Origin of the sequence: Vibrio sp. 1562, assembly GCF_033340155.1 — a bacterium.
Classification (GTDB): Bacteria; Pseudomonadota; Gammaproteobacteria; order Enterobacterales; family Vibrionaceae; genus Vibrio; species Vibrio alginolyticus.
This window is the reverse complement of sequence record NZ_JAWOVY010000004.1, coordinates 178,116-196,889: the sequence shown is the minus strand read 5'-3', so window position 1 is coordinate 196,889 and position 18,774 is coordinate 178,116. Positions and strand designations below refer to the sequence as shown.

General features: G+C 44.4%; 14 protein-coding genes. 10 read left to right on the top strand and 4 right to left on the bottom strand.

What is annotated here, in order from left to right:
* Positions 1-5: 5 nt before the first annotated feature.
* Complete coding sequence (locus tag R7Z49_RS06050; protein ID WP_256901062.1) at positions 6-3,041, bottom strand: FAD-binding and (Fe-S)-binding domain-containing protein; 3,036 nt, start codon at positions 3,039-3,041, stop codon at positions 6-8.
* Between the two features lie 263 nt (positions 3,042-3,304).
* Here R7Z49_RS06050 and R7Z49_RS06045 point away from each other — a divergent pair, with 263 nt between their 5' ends.
* The 7 genes from R7Z49_RS06045 to R7Z49_RS06015 all read left to right on the top strand — a co-directional run bounded on the left by R7Z49_RS06045 (position 3,305) and on the right by R7Z49_RS06015 (position 9,288).
* Entirely contained in the window at positions 3,305-3,985 is a 681-nt protein-coding gene (locus R7Z49_RS06045) for a DUF3334 family protein (RefSeq protein WP_318111453.1), read from the top strand.
* Between the two features lie 208 nt (positions 3,986-4,193).
* Positions 4,194-4,889 (top strand): DUF2786 domain-containing protein, encoded by a 696-nt coding sequence (locus tag R7Z49_RS06040; protein WP_005377954.1) that lies wholly within the window; start codon positions 4,194-4,196, stop codon positions 4,887-4,889.
* Positions 4,890-5,106: 217 nt separating this feature from the next.
* Positions 5,107-5,766, top strand: a complete 660-nt coding sequence (locus R7Z49_RS06035) for an OmpA family protein (RefSeq protein ID WP_005377956.1) — start codon at positions 5,107-5,109, stop codon at positions 5,764-5,766.
* Between the two features lie 76 nt (positions 5,767-5,842).
* On the top strand, positions 5,843-6,817 hold the full coding sequence (locus R7Z49_RS06030; protein ID WP_318111452.1) for a J domain-containing protein: 975 nt from the start codon (positions 5,843-5,845) through the stop codon (positions 6,815-6,817).
* Between the two features lie 177 nt (positions 6,818-6,994).
* Positions 6,995-7,177 carry a hypothetical protein gene (locus R7Z49_RS06025; RefSeq protein ID WP_318111451.1) on the top strand — a complete coding sequence of 61 codons (183 nt, stop codon included), beginning with the start codon at positions 6,995-6,997 and terminating at the stop codon, positions 7,175-7,177.
* A 411-nt stretch (positions 7,178-7,588) separates the two neighbouring features.
* Entirely contained in the window at positions 7,589-7,981 is a 393-nt protein-coding gene (locus R7Z49_RS06020) for a SulA-like leucine-rich domain-containing protein (protein ID WP_005377962.1), read from the top strand.
* A 203-nt stretch (positions 7,982-8,184) separates the two neighbouring features.
* The gene (locus R7Z49_RS06015; RefSeq protein WP_064368087.1) at positions 8,185-9,288 is read left to right on the top strand and encodes a phosphoribosylaminoimidazolesuccinocarboxamide synthase; all 1,104 of its coding nucleotides are present in this window, start codon (positions 8,185-8,187) and stop codon (positions 9,286-9,288) included.
* A 78-nt stretch (positions 9,289-9,366) separates the two neighbouring features.
* Here the strand turns inward: R7Z49_RS06015 and R7Z49_RS06010 are convergent, their stop codons facing one another.
* The 3 genes from R7Z49_RS06010 to R7Z49_RS06000 form a co-directional block, all read right to left on the bottom strand.
* Positions 9,367-11,040, bottom strand: a complete 1,674-nt coding sequence (locus R7Z49_RS06010) for an alkaline phosphatase D family protein (RefSeq protein WP_318111450.1) — start codon at positions 11,038-11,040, stop codon at positions 9,367-9,369.
* A gap of 329 nt (positions 11,041-11,369) precedes the next feature.
* The gene (locus tag R7Z49_RS06005) at positions 11,370-11,747 is read right to left on the bottom strand and encodes a hypothetical protein (RefSeq protein ID WP_005377965.1); all 378 of its coding nucleotides are present in this window, start codon (positions 11,745-11,747) and stop codon (positions 11,370-11,372) included.
* Positions 11,748-12,035: 288 nt separating this feature from the next.
* Positions 12,036-14,390, bottom strand: a complete 2,355-nt coding sequence (locus tag R7Z49_RS06000) for a helicase-related protein (protein WP_318111477.1) — start codon at positions 14,388-14,390, stop codon at positions 12,036-12,038.
* A gap of 213 nt (positions 14,391-14,603) precedes the next feature.
* Between R7Z49_RS06000 and R7Z49_RS05995 the strand changes: the two genes are divergently transcribed.
* From R7Z49_RS05995 to R7Z49_RS05985, 3 genes are all read left to right on the top strand, one after another.
* Positions 14,604-16,292, top strand: a complete 1,689-nt coding sequence (locus R7Z49_RS05995) for an NAD-dependent malic enzyme (protein ID WP_005377977.1) — start codon at positions 14,604-14,606, stop codon at positions 16,290-16,292.
* A gap of 154 nt (positions 16,293-16,446) precedes the next feature.
* Positions 16,447-17,181, top strand: coding sequence for a vancomycin high temperature exclusion protein (locus tag R7Z49_RS05990; RefSeq protein ID WP_047100722.1), 735 nt, complete (start codon positions 16,447-16,449; stop codon positions 17,179-17,181).
* Positions 17,182-17,400: 219 nt separating this feature from the next.
* Positions 17,401-18,771, top strand: coding sequence for an SLC13 family permease (locus R7Z49_RS05985; RefSeq protein WP_017634863.1), 1,371 nt, complete (start codon positions 17,401-17,403; stop codon positions 18,769-18,771).
* Positions 18,772-18,774: the final 3 nt, after the last annotated feature.

Sequence of the window (18,774 nt, the reverse complement as noted above, 5' to 3'; positions counted from 1 at the left end):
TCCGATTACAACAAAGTTAACAATGCCTGAACGGGATGCTTGGGCTTCGTTCCTTCAAAGCGTTTAACTTGGCTGCGGCAAGAATAGCCTGTAATCAAACATCTCTCGTTATCCAACTTATCTAAGCTCGGCTTCCAGCTTAAATTGTAAATGTCTTTCGACATCGACAACTTATCAACCTCATGACCAAACGTACCCGCCATACCACAACAACCAACAGGTACCGTATTCAAAACTGCACCAAAGTGAGCAAAAATAGCGCCCCACTCTTTTTCCGCATTTGGCATTTTGGTTTTCTCAGTACAGTGCGCAAACAGATACCAAGGTTCCTGCGCCTTATGCTCTCCGCTTTCAAACGCTTCTAATCTTGGGTAAAGCCATTCGTGGGCCGTCAGTACATCGAAATCACCTCGCTTACTGCCAAGCACTTCAGCGTATTCATCTCGATAACACAGCACCAATGCAGGGTCGACACCAACTAATGGGATATCCAAATCCGCTACCATCGCCAAGAACTTCGCTGTGTCGGCTGCTGTGCCCTTAAACTGACGTAAAAACCCTTTAATGTGTTGTGCTTTACCATTCGGCTTAAACGGCAGAAGTACCGGATGCATACCCAGCTTTTTCAATAACTTAACGAAGTCTTCAACGACATCAGCGTCGTAGTAGCTAGTGAATGGGTCTTGAACAATTAAAACATGCTTGCTCTTTTCAGACGAAGACAAACCACTGAGCGCTTGCAGATCATAAGGCGTTGTCAGCGACTCTACTCGTTGTTTCAAGGTGGGTACTGATAACAACGGCGCATCGACATACCCGACCGTAGATGCCGTTAAACTTTTCACCCACGACTGCTTCAAAACACCATTTACGACACCTGGCGCTTTTGCCATCATCGGCAGCATAGTCTCAATGTTGGCAACCAGATAGTCTTTTGCAGGACGTTGATAACGAGAGTGATAGATGTTTAAAAAGCGTGAGCGAAAGCTCGGAACATCGACTTTAATCGGACACTGACTCGCACACGCTTTACACGCCAAACAACCATTCATCGCTTCATACACTTCGTGAGAGAAGTCATACTCGTGACGACGATTGATAGAATGACGTACGCGGTCAATCATGGTTTTGATTGATGTTTTGTTTTCTAGTGTTTGCTTTTCTAAGTCAAGGATATCAATGCCTTGCTCTGTGAGCTGACGCAACCACTCGCGAACCAAACCCGCACGACCTTTCGGTGAATGACGACGATCGGCTGTTACTTTCATCGATGGACACATTGGCGAGCTAGTATCGTAGTTAAAACACAAACCGTTACCGTTACATTCCATCGCTTGTTTAAAGCTGTCACGTACTTGAACGTCAATCTGACGGTCATAGTAACCACGTTTGGTATCGGTAACTTTGACAAGCTCTGCATCACTATCCAGCGGTGTACAGATTTTGCCCGGGTTCATTTTGTTGTGTGGATCGAATGCCGCTTTCACACGTCTCAGTTCAGTAAACAACTCGTCGCCGAAAAACTCAGGGCCATATTCTGAACGGAAACCTTTGCCGTGTTCACCCCACATCAAACCGCCGTATTTCGCCACCAGCTTGACCACTTCATCAGAAACTTCGTGCATCAATGCTTCTTGGTGCGGGTCACACAAATCCAACGCAGGACGTACGTGAAGCACCCCAGCATCGACGTGACCAAACATGCCATAATTCAGAGACTTGCTGTCTAACAGTTCTCGAAACTCTACAATGAAGTCCGCCAGGTTTTCTGGTGGCACACAGGTATCTTCAGCGAATGCGACCGGTTTAGCACGACCTTTTGCTGCGCCTAACAAACCCACCGCCTTTTTACGCATGTTGTAAATACGCCCAATGCTCGCTACATCGTTACAAACTTGGTAGCCGATAATGCCCGCTTCTTCTGTTTCCAACATGGTATCGAGCTTGGCGGTCAATGCTGCAACCTGAGCAGCAACTTCCTCTTCGTCCTGACCTGCGTATTCCACCATATTGATGCCAAGCATCTCTTTATTTGGAACATCGGTAAGTAAATCGCTCACGGTGTGCCAAACGATATCTTGCTTCGCTAGATTAAGCACTTTTGAGTCAACGGTTTCTACAGACAGCGCTTTCGCTTCTACCATAAACGGTGCATTACGCAGTGCAGAATCAAAGCTGTTGTATTTAACGTTAACCAACGTACGCGCTTTCGGAATTGGCGTCAGGTTAAGCTTTGCTTCGGTAATAAATGCCAATGAACCTTCCGCGCCGCAAAGTACTCGTGTGATATCGAAACGGTCACCGTCTTCATTCAAGGCATTTTTTAAATCATAGCCCGTTAAAAAGCGGTTAAGAGGAGGAAACTTATCTACGATCTGCTGGCGTTTTCCACGACATACGGATTCCGTTACACGTAGCGCCTTGGCAGCAAACTCGTCTTCTTTTGGGTAGCCGTTGGACAGGTCTGATTCTAAAACTGAGCCATCAGCAAACACCGCTTGTAGCGACAAAACATGATCGGATGTTTTTCCGTATTTCAGAGAACCTTGACCAGAAGCATCGGTGTTGACCATGCCGCCAATCGTTGCACGGTTACTGGTAGATAAGTCTGGAGAGAAGAAGTAGCCATAAGGGCGAACTGCGTCATTTAACTGGTCTTTCACTACACCAGTTTGTACACGAACCCAGCCTTCTTTCTCATTAATCTCAAGCACTTTGTTCATGTGGCGAGACATATCCACCACAATACCTTTGGTTAGCGACTGACCATTGGTCCCCGTGCCGCCACCACGAGGTGAAAAGGTAATTCGTTCGTACTTTTCTTTATTGCTCAGTTTCCCGAGGAGAGAAACATCTTCTGTCGTTTTGGGATGAACGACAGACTGAGGAAGTTGCTGGTAAACACTGTTGTCAGTGGCAACCGCTAGTCGGCTTGAATATTGGCTTTCGATATCACCAGTGAATCCGGCGTGCTCAAGCTCTTTCAGAAAACTAAGAACAAGAGGATCGACATCAGTTTGCGAGTGTAATCTTGGTAACATTTGCTTCCTGCCCCTACGACGCTGATCCGATCAGCTGCGGGTTGTGTAATTATTTGCTCACTTCTCATACAAATTGGCGCTAAGCGAAAAAAAACACCACAAAAGAGTTAGTGAAGTAATATTCTTTGAATTTCGTCACTTTACAACATTTAAAAAGACGAGCAAATCAGAATCTCGATACAATAATTAAACTTATGCTTTATTTTTTCACGCTTGATGCCTTACATTGGGGAACGAATCGCGTTTCTAGATGAGTTTTCAGAATGAAAAAAAATAAAATTGTGACCACTGAAGATATCCTTCTCAAACTTTGCCAGTCTGTTTCTGGCGTACTTACTTCGGCGACATCTTCTCAAGTAAATTATTCAGCAATGGTGCAAAAAATCCACAAGACTAGCCTCAAACCAGATTTTGGCTGTTTTGTTCTGTTTGATGGCGGATTTACCGGGCTAGTTGTGATTAATTTTACGGCAAAAGCCGCACTGGAGATCTACACCAACTACATGCGTAATATGGGCATGCCAGAAGAAGAACTGGCAATATCTCATACTTCTGACGAGGTAGGCGATGTTCTGGGTGAACTAATGAATCAACTGGTCGGAGACTTCACTAATAAAATTCGTAAAGACCTGCAAACGAACATCACACAAAACCAACCAAAAATGCTGGCGCTGAATAAGCAAGTTATCTTACAAGTTGATACCAACCTTGACCGCCCTCAAGCGCGCAGAGTGACGTTCTCCACCGAAAACAACAATATTTTCTATCTCGAACTAGCAATGGATAAAACTGAGTTCATCCAACTGGAAGAGTTTGAAGTTGCTGAAGACGAAAACCCAGACGACATTTTAGAGGCAACACGTAAACAGTTGGCTGAGAAAGAATCTAAATCGTCGGATTCAAACGATGATGCCGATGACTTGCTCAACCAGCTCGGGTTGTAATTCTAACGAATCTTAATGAAGAATGGCTTCTTAGACACAAGTACGACTTCATACTGATTACGACGAACTAAAACGCCAGCCTCGCTTAATGCGAGGCTTCTTTTTATGTGCAGAAATTATCTTCAGTCCCACCTTGTATTTCGTTTTTATGTCAAAAAAGGTAATATGTCTGACTTCATAAATTTTCTGCTTTCGTTACTGGTTGTCGATGGATAAACAAAAAGCTCTGAAAAAAATCGCCAAGTGCTTAGAACTGGGCAATTCCGCTAATGTTAATGAGGCTGCCAATGCTATCAAAATGGCACATCGCCTCATGCTTAAATATGGTCTCGATAAAGACGATATTGAGTTCATCAGAATGGGAAAAACACAATCTTCTCATTTGCTACCAGCGAACATCAGTTCTACCATATTGCGAGTGATTCGCGGCATTAACACAAAATTCGGTGTCGAAGCAGTATTGTTGAATCACAAAGGGCTCAAACGTGTCGAATTTATCGGTGAAGCAGATCGCGCTATTTTTGCTGCATTTGCTTTCGATATTGTTTATCGCGAGATGAACGAAAGTACCGGACAATTCCGAAACAGCTTTGCTGGCACCGGCACCTCTTCTCAGGAAGTGACTCGCCGTGTGAACTCATTTGTATCTGGCTGGGTGGAAGGCGCGATTGAAAAATTGCCAATTATTTCTCCAGATGAAGAGTCGGCCAATAAAATTAATGACTATATTGATAAAGAATTCCAAAACATTGACCGCGAAACGTTCAAGAAGCAATTGAAAGAAGCGATGAAAAACCTAACTGAAGACTACGAAGTGGGCTTAAAGAAAGGTAGAAAGGTTTCAGTTAACCGTGGAGTGGGCGGCGAACAAGCACGTAAAATGTTGGGCGATTCATCGAAATAGCCAGGATAGTAAAGGATTCACATAAGCAGCAATGACTTCGATGTCTATGGGGCTTACTTTGAGAGCTTTGGCAGTATTGATAGGAATTTTCTTACAGAAACTCTTATCAATCTTACTTTCTCATAACAAATATTAATGCTTGTTTATTCATAATTCGCATCCCATTATGAGGCATGGTTTCGCCTCAGTTTTATACGGAGATTTTCCCTTGAAAAAGATGCCTATTGCACTAGCTCTAGTGCTAGCTCTTACTGGCTGTCAAGCCACTCAACGCCAAAATGCAACAACGGGTGAATACGAAACTAACTCCACCACGCAAGGCGCGCTTATTGGCGCGATCGCTGGCGCAGCAATCGGCCTAGCAACGGGTGATGATGCTAAAGAACGTCGTCAGCATGCACTCATTGGTGCAGCCGCAGGCGGAGCGACTGGCGCTGGCGTTGGTTACTACTTTGACCAACAAGAAGCGGAATTACGTCGCGCTTTGCTAAACTCTGGCGTACAAGTTCAGCGTGTTGGTGAAAATCAGCTTTTACTGCGTATGGAAAACGGTATCGGCTTCTCTTCAAGCTCTTACCAGCTTGATGCTAGTATCCATAATACTCTACGCGGTGTTGCTCGCATCCTAGTTGAGTACCCAGATACTAGTCTCGTTATTGATGGTTACACGGATAGCACAGGTAGTGAGTCGTACAATCAAACGTTGTCAGAGCGCCGTGCAGAGTCCGTACGTCAATTCCTAGTATCTCAAAACGTTGCACCTGGTCGTGCAATTGCACGCGGCTACGGCGAACGTAACCCAATTTGCTCAAACCAAACTTCTGAAGGTCGTGCGTGCAACCGTCGTGTTGAAATCCAGATCTTGCCACTGAAGTAATTTGGTTGCACCATAACGGTAATAATAAAAAATTACCGGAGCAGGCCTAACCATTATCGTTAGGCCTGACATATTAATGTCTGTCAAAACGTCTGCCCTACTCTGCTTATTTAGCCTCAGCTTTTCTGGCTACTCACTTGCCTCTCAAGCTCCAAATGACCCCATCGAACAATACAAGTACGCACAACAATTATTGGCATCAAACGAAGCTGAAGCCTCACCAGAAACGCGCTACTGGCTAGAGCAATCCGCCAACCAAGGTTACCTCCCTGCACAAAAACAGCTCGCGAACGACTTTGCTAAAGGGATAAATGGCGAAAAAAATGAAACACAAGCGTTATATTGGCTAACCTCTATCGCACTCAATGACCCAACCGATCGTGGCTTTCTTCTCGCCGATTTTATTCAGCGCAATCCAGATAAGGTCACAACTTCTCAATTGACTGAAGCCTTGTATCAAATGGCTTCTCAGCATAATCCAGCAGCAGAACAAGCTTATAATCAACTGTTAGAGCTGCGCTTCAACCAACTACGAGCTAAACAAGTCTCGCAAATAAAGTCGCTCGATAAAAAGGCGGAGCAAACACTAGAAGAGAAAAGCACAGTTGCAAACCCCAAAGTAGAACACTCGCCGTTTCTATGGCTGATTTGGCTAGCGGCGATACTCATCATCTGCGGCTTAAGTTTCCTCGTGATCAAAAAACTCAAGCAGAATAGAAAAGCGCGTGAAGCCAAAGAGGAAAGCCAAAATCAACGAATGGCGGAAAGAATAAAAGAGCTAGAGTTTACGAACAAGCAACTGAAGCGTCAGTTAGAGAAAGTATTCAGAGAGTTTAAGAAATCCAAAACTCAGGCAGAAAACCATAAGCTAAGCGTCGCATGCGCCATGCTTGGCTACACACCACAAACCATCCCTGATTTACAGGCAATCAAGCTACGCTATAGACAGTTATCAAAGCTTTATCATCCTGACACAAGGGGCAGTGAAGAAGAAATGAAGCGACTCAATCATGCCTTTAAGCTCGTCTCACAAAATGTTACAAAACAGTAAAAATAGGTCAGGATACTTTGGCTGCCATGCTTTTATCCCCATATAATCAAGCACCGCAATCGATCTCCCTCTCAAAGAAATTAACAGACATTTAACTTAAGTCTCGCTTTTATGCCATAATGCTCGGCGCAAAATAACACCTAACGACTCAAATTAATCTAGGTGGGGAGAAAATCAATGTTCACTAAAGAAGGCACCTGTGATTGGTGTAAAAAACCTAGTCTTGTAACTCGTCACGATTATTTAGATGGCAAGCACCATTACTCATGTAAAGCTTGTTACGACATGGCAAAAATCGACGTGCACCTATTTAACCAAGGTGAATTGCAAATGCGCGAACGCTTGCAACGAGCGAGCTAAGCAAGACGGAATCAACGGAACTGATTTTCAAAAGCGCCTTTTTAGGCGCTTTTTTGATCGCCCAAGCCTATTTCCAATCTCTATCTCGTATTCCCTCCTATCCTACACAGCATGTCGCATCGGTTATCAGCCCTCTCCCACTGTATACAAACCATTGTCCGTGAAAAAACACCTGTATATACAGTAGTAACCCCCTGTATGTCTCTCGTCCAACTTTCTACTCACCTCACATTTTTAAATTGATGTTAGACATATCAAAAATGAAAAACAACCAAACAAATTCAACCACTTAGAATAAAATTATTTTATTTCCTTCTCAAAAAACCGCAAATAACTTTTGAGAAACTGGTTGATCAGGTCGCCAAAACAAACTACTGTATACACATACAGCATGTATAAAGGAACAGTAAGATGCAGTTACAAAGTCAATCTCATACATACTCTCGTTACAACGTATTGGCACAAGCAACTAAGCCCATGGCCGTTTCGGATCAGCTTCTATCTAAGCTGGCTGTTTTATCGCAGCAAAAACAATGGATTTTGTTTACAGCAGACTGCCCTCGTCCAGACTTTGAACAACTCACTGCTTCTAATATTTGCTGTAAAAACGTTATTCAAATGAAGCCCTCTCAACAGCTTTCAGAAGTCGAGATCGTGATAAAAGCCATCCGCTCAGGCAATGCCAGTGCTGTTGTCGCATCCAATAAAATTGCACTTATGAATCAATCTATGTTGCGCGACATGGCGCAGCGCTATCAGTGTGAAGTCTTTTTCGTCGAAGGCAGAGTTAATAAGTACCACTAATAAGTTCGACGTTATCCATCCTGCATCTCGCCTCCTTTTTAAGGGGGCTTTTTTTGTATTAAAGAAAACAGGCAAACGTTTGCTTTTTCTCTGGCGAGTTAAAATAGTTCTGGTATGATGCCCACATTCGATTTATTCAGCGCCCACATTTTGCTGAATATCTTCTCTTTCTGACGTTTGATTAAGATGATAGGAATGTCGCAATGAGCCTTGCTAATCAAGTACTTGCCGTCAATGACGACCTGCCAATTCGCACCCATAAACCCGTTCATAGTGGAAAAGTTCGTTCAGTTTACTGGTTAACTGAAGAAGACAGCGCCCGACTGATCAAAGAAAAAGGATACAATGTCGCGCCAGATGCGCCTTTGGCTATCATGGTGATTAGCGACCGAATCTCTGCATTCGATTGTATTTGGCATGCTGAAGGTGGTCTTAATGGTGTCCCAGGTAAAGGGGCTGCGCTTAATGCAATTTCTAATCACTGGTTCAAACTGTTCAAAGAAAATGGCTTAGCAGATAGCCATATTCTAGACATTCCTCACCCTTTTGTTTGGATTGTACAAAAAGCCAAACCGGTAAAAATCGAAGCCATCTGCCGCAAATACATCACGGGTTCGATGTGGCGCGCTTACGCAAATGGCGAGCGCGAGTTTTGTGGAATCCAACTTCCTGAAGGGTTAGAAAAAGACAAAGCACTGCCAGAGTTGCTAATGACCCCATCCACAAAAGGCATTCTAAAAGGCATTCCCGGTGTGCCAGAAGCGGATGACGTTAATATTACTCGTCAAAATATCGTAGACAACTACGAAGCATTTAACTTCTCAAGTGCGGACGATATCGCACTCTACGAAAAACTGCTGAAAGAAGGCTTTAACGTTATCAGCCAAGCATTAGAAGCAATTGACCAAATCTTTGTCGATACCAAATTCGAATTTGGTTATGTTCATGATGCTGCTGGCAATGAAAAGCTGATTTACATGGATGAAGTGGGTACACCAGACTCGTCTCGTATATGGGATGCTAAAGAGTACCAAGCAGGTCACATCGTAGAGAACTCAAAAGAAGGTTTCCGCCAGTTCCTACTTAACCACTTCCCTGACCCAGATATCTTGCTAAATAAAGAACGTATGCCAGAGCGTGAAGCACTCGCTCGTGATAATGCTTTACCCGTCGAATCTTTGATGGCGATTTCGAGCACCTACATTGGTATTGCCGAGAAGATTACAGGCAAGCCGATTCATTTGAGTGAGAATCCGAAAGCGGAAATCATCGAAGTTCTGAGCAAAGAATACGGATTGATTGACTAGCACTGTCGCTAGATTGCTAAATGCTTTCCAATAAAAAGTCCGCACTAGCTTGCGGACTTTTTTCGTATTAGGCTCAGTTTAGCCGATATTTAACGTAGTGCCATCTGTTGTAGAGGCTGACTTGGTCGTCACCTGATATGTTTTGTCTTTAATCGTTGATACGAAATACCAGGTCGACTCTGCCTTGTCGGGCGTAAAAGTAACGCGCATAAAGCCACGCTGTTTGATGTCTGCCCACTGTAATTCTGACACTAAGTGCGGCAGCGTGTATTCCATTTGAGCGATCGCAACAGGGTCTAACGCGAGGTAGGCCTCTAACCCAGGGGAACTCACAGAGCTAGTCGCAAACTCTACCCCGATAGGATGCTTAGATACGTCTTTAAGCTCACTTGCCCATGCGTTGTGCGTATCTCCTGCCAAACAGACAAAGTTACCACTGCTGGCTTTGGCCAGTTGATAAACGTTCTCTCGCTCAACGTAGTAACCATCCCATGCATCTAGGTTATATGGCAAAGCAATGGTATCTAAACTTGGGTCAGAGAGATAACCCGTAATCGCAGAGTTTACCGCTAATAACGCCTCTGTTTTTTGTTCTTCAGTGGCAGTAAACAATTGAAACATCGCGGTCATAACCGAACTTGGCAACTCCATACGAGACATTAACACTTGTTGCCCTAGCACATTCCAAGTTGCGTCGTGCGTACTGAACGCATCCATCAGCCAAGCGAGTTGGTCACCGCCTAACAGCTCTCGGTCTTGACTGCGCGACTGAGCAACTAAACCGCCAATCGCTTCCATCGTTGGTGAGCTGAGCGAGAAATAATCCAACGGTTTATCACGCCCCACAAGTCGCGTGTCGAGCATCATCAAATTGACTAAACTTCCAAACGAAAACTGACGGTAAATCAGCATGTTTGAGAAAGTGTTTTCACGAACGGGCAACCATTCTGTCCACGCGGCAGCCGCAGCTGCACGACGATCATTAAAGCTGCCTTCCTCTTCTTGATGGTTTTCCGCACCATTTTTCCAACTATCATTTGCAAGCTCATGGTCATCCCAGACTGCAATCATTGGTAGGCTCGCATGTAACGCTTGCAGATCAGCATCTTGGCGATATTGCGCATACCGTTTTCGGTAATCATCTAAGGTAATGCATTCAGTGCCTTTGCTTGGCTCTCGCACTAGTGCCTCAGCATCTTCACTAGCGTAGCCACCAGCCCCATACTCATAAATGTAATCACCGAGATGAAGTACCACATCAAACGGTTCTTGCTCATGTTGATTTAAGATCTCTCGATACACATGGAAATAACCAGCAGGATAGTTTGCACAAGAAACAACGGCCATGGATGCCTTTTCTACACCACCCTCTGGTAATGTTTGAGTTTGCCCGACTTCGCTAGTGACATCTCCAACCATGAATCGATAGTAATAGTGAGAATTTGCGTTGAGGTTTTGAACATCAACTTTTACCGTAAAATCTCGGCTCGTATCTATAGCGAAAGTGCCACTTTGTACGATATCAGTAAAATTTTCATTAGAAGAAACTTGCCAGCTTACATCTGCGTAGCTTGCTGAGGTCGTAACTCGAGTCCAAATGATTACTTGTGTTTGAGTAGGATCTCCACTCGCCACCCCGTGCTCAAAGGTAACCGCAACAGATTCACTAGCATCGCTACCACAACCCACCAGCCCGGTAACAATCGCCGTTGAAGAGGCAGCTTTCATAAAGTCTCGACGAGACAAAGACATATTGACTTCCTTTCTTATTGTGTTTGTTTTTATGCCCAAATGACGTGGTGACTCAATCATCCTTGTGTGCCAATAAGGGACGTTAATTCGAACTTACAGTACCAACCACTTAGTCGGTAATTTGTCCTAAAAACACAAAGTTAGAAGCTAGTTATGACAATTGCATTTCCAAACGTTACATTTTTGTTAATTTAAGTGCAAATACTCTATATTCATCACACTTCCAAGACCTGTGACAAAAACCTCAAAATAAAAAAGCGACCTACTTTGAGGTCGCTTTTCATTGCACTATTGTTAAGTAGTACATCGATGAAGTGGAAATACTCAGCCTAAAACTTGATGTTAAGAACATCTTGTTCTGACGTATCCACCTTCAACTGACTGCGAGATTCTATGTACTCGATTTGCTGAACATCGAGCGAATATGGCATAACGACTCGCAATTCATTGATCCCTTCATGTTTAGCTAACTGGGTTAAGCGGACCAAATTGGATTCATCACTTTTACGAGAAGACATCGATTTTAATGCGGCATCCCACAACCGATCTTCAGGCTTGCTCAATTCCGCAATGTTCTGTTTCCACATCAAACCGAAAATAGGCGCGATGGTGGCAAATGCCTCTAAGAAGGTCCATTTTTTACTACCTGTCGCCCCTAAAAAGCTAGTGTAGTCGAATTCAATGCACGTCTTTCCTTGTTGATCCATTCTATGCCCCCGACACTCGAAAATGAGATATACCAAATATCGTTCAACTGTTTTGATATAGCAATGGGATATAAAACATTCGTCTTTTATGCCCTAATTTACATACAAAAGGAAATATTAAAACCAGCTTTGTAACAACTGATGTACAGCTTCGCCATATATAAGCATTCAATTGATTAATATTTCAATTAAGAAACTAAAAACAACACGTAAGTAACGATATCAATATGAAATCATTATAGATTCACCAAGAAAATATCAATTCTTGTCACAACGTCATCCCCCGACCTACTTTACATCAATCACTCGACTGGCCTTTTTATACTGTATCTTCCAACCAGCCCAACGTGGCAGCTCCCAACGCTTCGGGTCTCCCTTACGGTTTCCCTCTCGATAAACGACCTGTACCAGCTTACGAGACGCGTAATACTCGACATCTAGTTGGAGTTCTGGCAGCGAAAGTTCTAAAGGGTACTGCTCCGTGAAATCGTCGTATTCCCATTCTGGAACACCGTTAAATTTTAAGTCTTCTGGTTCAAACAACGCCATATCATCGGTGTTTTCAACGCCTAATGTTTCCAACTGATCCTTTAACCAGCTAGAAAATGTCAAGGAGGCCAAGTCGTTAACCTCTTCTCCTTCGGCATTAAGGCCCAATGCGTTGTAGAGTTTCCAGTGTTGGATTTGCTGTTTTCTTTGAGAAGCAAAACCTGGTAACAGTGTCTCGTCTTCTATCATTTCGACAATAGACTGAACAGCAACATCACCTTTTAACGCTTGATGTTCAGTACAGATTGTTCGCCCGGCGTAGACCAGGTGCATTGTTGCTCTTGGGGTCTCCTCTTCATAATTCGTCTCACCTTGTTGCCACTCCCCAAATTCAAGTTCGCGTAATAATGTCAGCGGGATAGGCATCATAACCGATGCGAGGTTCAGTGTTTGCTTAACGCCTCGTCCTGGCACGCTATGGCTATCTAGCACGATTGCCGCTTCTTCTTTGTCAGGAAAGCGGCTGTTACGCCCAACCAGCATCTCGACTACGCCATTTCCTAGAGCATCCCTTCGACGAGCTCGTCGGACAAACACAAGCTCAGGGTGCAATGAGGCGATGGAGAAAAAGAGCGCTTCACGTTTATATCGAGAGGCAACGTCAAGTTCCGGCAATTCAAATACTTCTCGCATTTGTTTCGCTAAACCTTGTGCCTCTTCGAGTGCGCTGGCATCAATGACAATGCCCGGAAGTCGCTCCCCTCGAACCAAACGGATAAGCAAAGAGGCATCACACCCGTATGGTTCCTCTTGAGACAGAAGCTCAGCGACTTCACCACTTTGTCGCTGATAGAGCTGCGCAGTCACAGATAAGGCGGCAGCCAAATCAATCATTGCTTCCTTCTCTGGCTTCGCTTGAATTCTGGTAACGAGATCGGCAAACAGTGCATCAATAGGTAGTGGGTATACTTTTCTACCGTGCTGCGTGACATTGCCATCCTCATCAATCGCTTCCATAGATAACAACGTCGAATGAGATGCCTCTAGCGACTTTGGGGGAATTGAGTCGAGAAAATCGAGTGTTGAGAGACGGTACCCACAACAAGCCGCTGCCAGCATGGGCTCGACGAGCTCTTCTCTGTGTAATTCTGGAGGTGTCACCAACTCTAAAGGCGCGTGCTCACCATATAGACGAATACAAGCCCCTTCGGTAACGCGACCTGCTCGCCCCATTCGCTGCGCGGCACTGGCCTTAGAAATGTTGGTTAATGTCAGTGCTGTACGTCCATTTCGTTGTACAGTTCTGCGCTCTAAACCACTATCGATTACCACACGGATATTAGGAATGGTCAGAGAGGTTTCCGCGACGTTGGTTGCCAATACGACTTTCCGTTGCTTTTGTACCGTCAGCGCACGATGTCGTTCTTCATCACTGACCGAGGCATGAAGTTTAACCACCATGACATCACTGCTGCTTTGTAGGATCTGCGCGCATTGGGCGATCTCTTTACGTCCTGGGAGAAAAACAAGAATATCGCCATCTTCATCTTCCAGTGCTTCTTTTACCGCTCCGACAACTTCCTGTTCATATCCCTTTTTGTTCGGTAAATAGCGGCTGTCTGTAGAACGATGTGTCACCGTGACTGGAAAGCAACGTCCCTCCGAACGCAGACGCTTAGCATTCAGGTAACGAGCAAGCTTTTCGCCTTCTAAGGTAGCGGAAGTGACGATCAATCGATGTTGATTTTCTTGCTTCAAAATGGCGGTTAATAGATCAATATCCCAGCGTCGCTCGTGAAATTCGTCCACTATCACGATATCAAAGTCTGCTAGCTTGTTTTCCGAAAACCAATGCAGTGCAACCCCCGGAGTGACAAATACAACTTCGGTTTTTTCATCAAAATAGGCATGAAGCTTGATCGCGTAACCGACTTTGCGACCTATTGGCTCTCCAGATTGCTCCGCAAGAAATTCAGCCAGCGAGGTACAAGCAATTCGACGTGGTTCAATAACCAGAACGCGTCCGTGTTTTGCCGCCCACATGGGCAAGCGGGTAGATTTACCCGACCCGGTTTCGGCTTCCACCACAAGATGGTTAAGGCTTACATGATGGTCAAACTCGGCTTGCAGGCTGTCGATAGGTAGTTGAAACATAGAAATTGGATTTGATTTGATGATGCAAAACATTATACCCAAGTAAAAAAATCCTGCTTTAGGTATCTCTAAACAACCAATATTGCCGATATTTTCGTCGGTATCTGAATTTTTTTGCGACATTACATTGATGTGCATCAACGCATGTTTACAACTAAATAGTGAACCCGTTAAAATTTGGTGCGCATCCTTCAACCCTACATAAGGCACCCAATGAACAACGATAAACGCCCACTATATATTCCATATGCGGGTCCGGCTCTTTTAGCAACCCCTCTTTTGAACAAAGGCAGTGCATTCTCTGCTGAAGAACGTAGTTCATTCAACTTAGAAGGTCTGCTTCCAGAGTCGACCGAAACTATCCAAGAGCAGGTGGAACGTGCCTACCAGCAATACAAAAGTTTCGAAAGCGATATGGATAAACACATTTATCTGCGTAATATCCAAGACACCAACGAAACATTGTATTACCGCCTAGTGCAAAATCACATTTCTGAGATGATGCCTATCATCTACACGCCGACTGTTGGCGCAGCATGTGAAAACTTCTCTAACATTTACCGTCGTGGTCGCGGTCTGTTCATTTCATACCCGAACCGTGACCGTATTGACGACTTGCTGAACAACGCAGCAAACCACAACGTTAAAGTGATTGTTGTGACAGATGGAGAACGTATCCTTGGCTTGGGTGACCAAGGTATCGGCGGCATGGGTATTCCTATCGGTAAACTGTCACTATATACCGCGTGTGGTGGTATCAGCCCTGCTTACACGCTACCAATCGTGCTTGATGTGGGTACCAATAACCCGCAACGCTTAGCTGATCCGATGTACATGGGTTGGCGTCATCCTCGTATTACGGGTGCAGAATACGATGCATTTGTAGAAGAGTTTATCCAAGCGGTACAGCGCCGTTGGCCTGATGCTTTGATCCAGTTCGAAGACTTTGCTCAGAAAAATGCGATGCCTCTTCTAGAGCGTTACAAAGACCGCGTGTGTTGCTTCAATGATGATATTCAGGGTACTGCAGCTGTTACTGTTGGCTCTCTACTTGCCGCCTGTAAAGCAGCAGGAACTCAGCTTTCTAAACAACGTATTACCTTCCTAGGCGCAGGGTCTGCTGGTTGTGGTATCGCAGAAGCGATCATCGCACAAATGGTATCGGAAGGAATTTCTGACGAGCAAGCTCGCTCACAAGTTTACATGGTTGACCGTTGGGGTCTGTTACAAGAAGGCATGCCTAACCTTCTTGATTTCCAACAACGCTTGGTGCAAAAGCATACCAATACGAAAGAGTGGGAAAATGAAGGAAATGGCTTCTCACTACTCGATGTTATGCGTAACGCCAAGCCAACGGTACTAATTGGTGTTTCTGGTGCGCCTGGCCTATTTAGCCAAGAAGTCATCGAAGAAATGCATAAACACTGTAAGCGTCCGATTGTCTTCCCATTGTCGAACCCAACAAGCCGCGTGGAAGCGACACCGAACGACATCATTCGTTGGACAAATGGTGAAGCACTGGTTGCAACAGGTAGCCCATTTGAGCCAGTGGTTCATGAAGGTCGCACTTACCCTATTGCACAATGTAACAACAGCTACATCTTCCCAGGCATTGGCCTTGGTGTACTTGCTGTCAATGCAAAACGTGTCACTGACGAGATGCTAATGGAATCAAGCCGCGCGCTAGCAACATGTTCTCCTCTAGCAATCAACGGTCGTGGGGCACTACTTCCACCACTGGAAGAGATCCACTTAGTATCGAAAAAAATCGCATTTGCCGTTGGTAAAAAGGCAATTGAACAAGGTGTCGCATTAGAAATTACTGATGAAGCATTGAACGTGGCGATTGAACAGTCGTTCTGGCAACCTGTTTACCGCCGCTACAAACGCACTGCGTTCTAAGCTTGAGACAATTCGTTTAATAATTAGCCCCTACCATGTAGGGGCTTTTATTTTTTTATCATCCTAACCAGATTTTGGCATAAATGGGCTTCTCTCTTTTTGTTTCTATCAGATATGATGAGAACTACATTTTTAGTTAAGGATATAAAACGTTTTGTTGTTTTCTCGCATAAGATCAAAGTGGAAGCTGAAATTTTCCTGGAAGCGATTTGCTTTGATTTTGTCGATCTCTGCACTTAGTCTGCTTGTTTCTGTTATTGCCATCGACCGATGGGTGGTTTTACAAGCCAAAGAGAGCATTTTCACTGAATACGAGCAAATCCCTCAACATGAGGTTGCCGTAGTTCTTGGTACCAGTAAATACATCGGAAAGATCCTCAACACTTACTACACTCATCGCATTAATGCGGCGATTGAGCTTTACAACCAAGGCAAAGTAAAACAGTTTTTATTGAGTGGTGATAACGCCCACCGTTCATACAACGAACCGTGGACAATGAAACGCGACTTACTTAAAGCAGGCGTGCCTGAAGAAGTGATTCACCTTGATTATGCTGGCTTTCGTACCTTAGATTCGATTGTACGAGCGAAAAAAATTTTTGCTTCGGAGCGATTTCTGATTGTGACTCAGCGCTTTCACTGTGAACGCGCACTGTTCATCGCTAATGCTTACAGCATTGATGCGCAGTGTCTCGCGGTAGCAGGGCCGACGGCCAACAAGCAAAAAACATCGATGCGTGTTCGAGAACTGCTAGCCCGTGTGAAAGCGTTTTTAGACCTGTATATTATCAATACGCAGCCTAAGTTTCTTGGCCCTCAAGAACCTATCGTCGCAGTAAAAGAGCCAAATAAAGCAGCTAACGAGCCTCTTCAAGTCCCCGTCGAATAGAGGAATAACGTGGCTCACAAGCCTAGTAACATTTCTATAAAACAAATGGGTAGTTTTCTACCCATTTCCAATTCTCAACATCACACTTTCTAATTTGCTCTACGATTCAGGCAAAACTCTTTTTCGCATTCAAAGTAACATTTCATCAATAAATAACTACAAGTCAGTTACTTTGCCATAAAAAAACCGACAAAAGGCAATGCAAAAGGAGCACTACCCATGACCGCACTCGCTGTGACATTGAAGAATTGGTTCTTCACTCGCAACAGCATGATTTTGAACGCGAATATCCTATTGTTCATTATCTTGTTTAATACCTTACCCTTTGAGCCACAAGTAGTAACCGGCCTGAGCATCTTAGTTTTTGTTGCTATTTTGTGGCTAACCGAAGCGATTCACGTCAGCATTACTGCGCTGCTCATACCACTACTTGCGGTATTTTTGGGTGTGTTCAACACTCAAGCCGCACTGAATAACTTTTCCAACTCCATCATTTTTCTATTTTTGGGTGGTTTTGCACTAGCTGCGGCTCTACATAAACAAAAGTTAGATCAAGCTATTGCAGATAAAGTACTATTGCTGGCAAGAGGAAAAATGTCTGTCGCTGTATTCATGCTATTTGGTGTGAGTGCTGGCCTGTCAATGTGGATTTCAAACACCGCCACCGCCGCGATGATGTTACCGCTTGTGCTGGGTGTGATGACAAAGCTAGACGCTAAGAAAAACCACAACACCTTTTTGTTTGTTCTACTCGGTATCGCTTACAGTGCTTCAATTGGTGGTATTGCAACACTGGTTGGTAGCCCACCAAACGCAATTGCAGCAGCTGAAGTTGGCCTTAGCTTCACTGAATGGATGAAGTTTGGTGTACCTATTTCCCTAGTATTAATGCCAATCGCTATCCTCGTATTGTACACGATGACTAAGCCTGACCTTAGCCACAAGTTTGACCTTGACCATCAACCAGTCGAATGGACAAACGGCAAAATGATTACGTTGGCGATTTTCTTACTGACCGTGACGTTGTGGATATTCAGTAAGCCTATTAACGCTATGCTGGGTGGCTTCGCGAAGTTCGATACTCTTGTAGCTATTGGCGCCATCCTTCTACTTGGTGCTTCTCGCGCCGTCGAGTGGAAAGATATTGAGAAAACAACCGACTGGGGTGTGTTAATCCTATTTGGTGGTGGTATCTGTCTGAGTAACGTCCTAAAAGCAACCGGAACAAGCGTATTTTTAGCTCATAGCTTGTCAGGCTTCCTTGAGCAAGCCGGTATTCTCTTAACGATTCTTGCAGTGGTTGCTTTTGTTGTCTTCTTAACTGAGTTTGCGAGTAACACCGCCAGTGCTGCGCTACTTGTCCCTGTATTTGCGACCATTGCAGAAGCCTTAGGCATGTCTCCGGTTATTCTCTCTGCACTGATTGCCGTCGCTGCATCTTGTGCATTTATGTTACCTGTTGCAACACCTCCAAACGCGATTGTGTTCGGTACGGGTCATATCAAGCAAAAAGAAATGATGCGAATTGGTTTCGTATTAAACATTGCCTGTATTGCTGCACTAACGCTTTTCGCTTGGTTGTTCTGGTAAAAA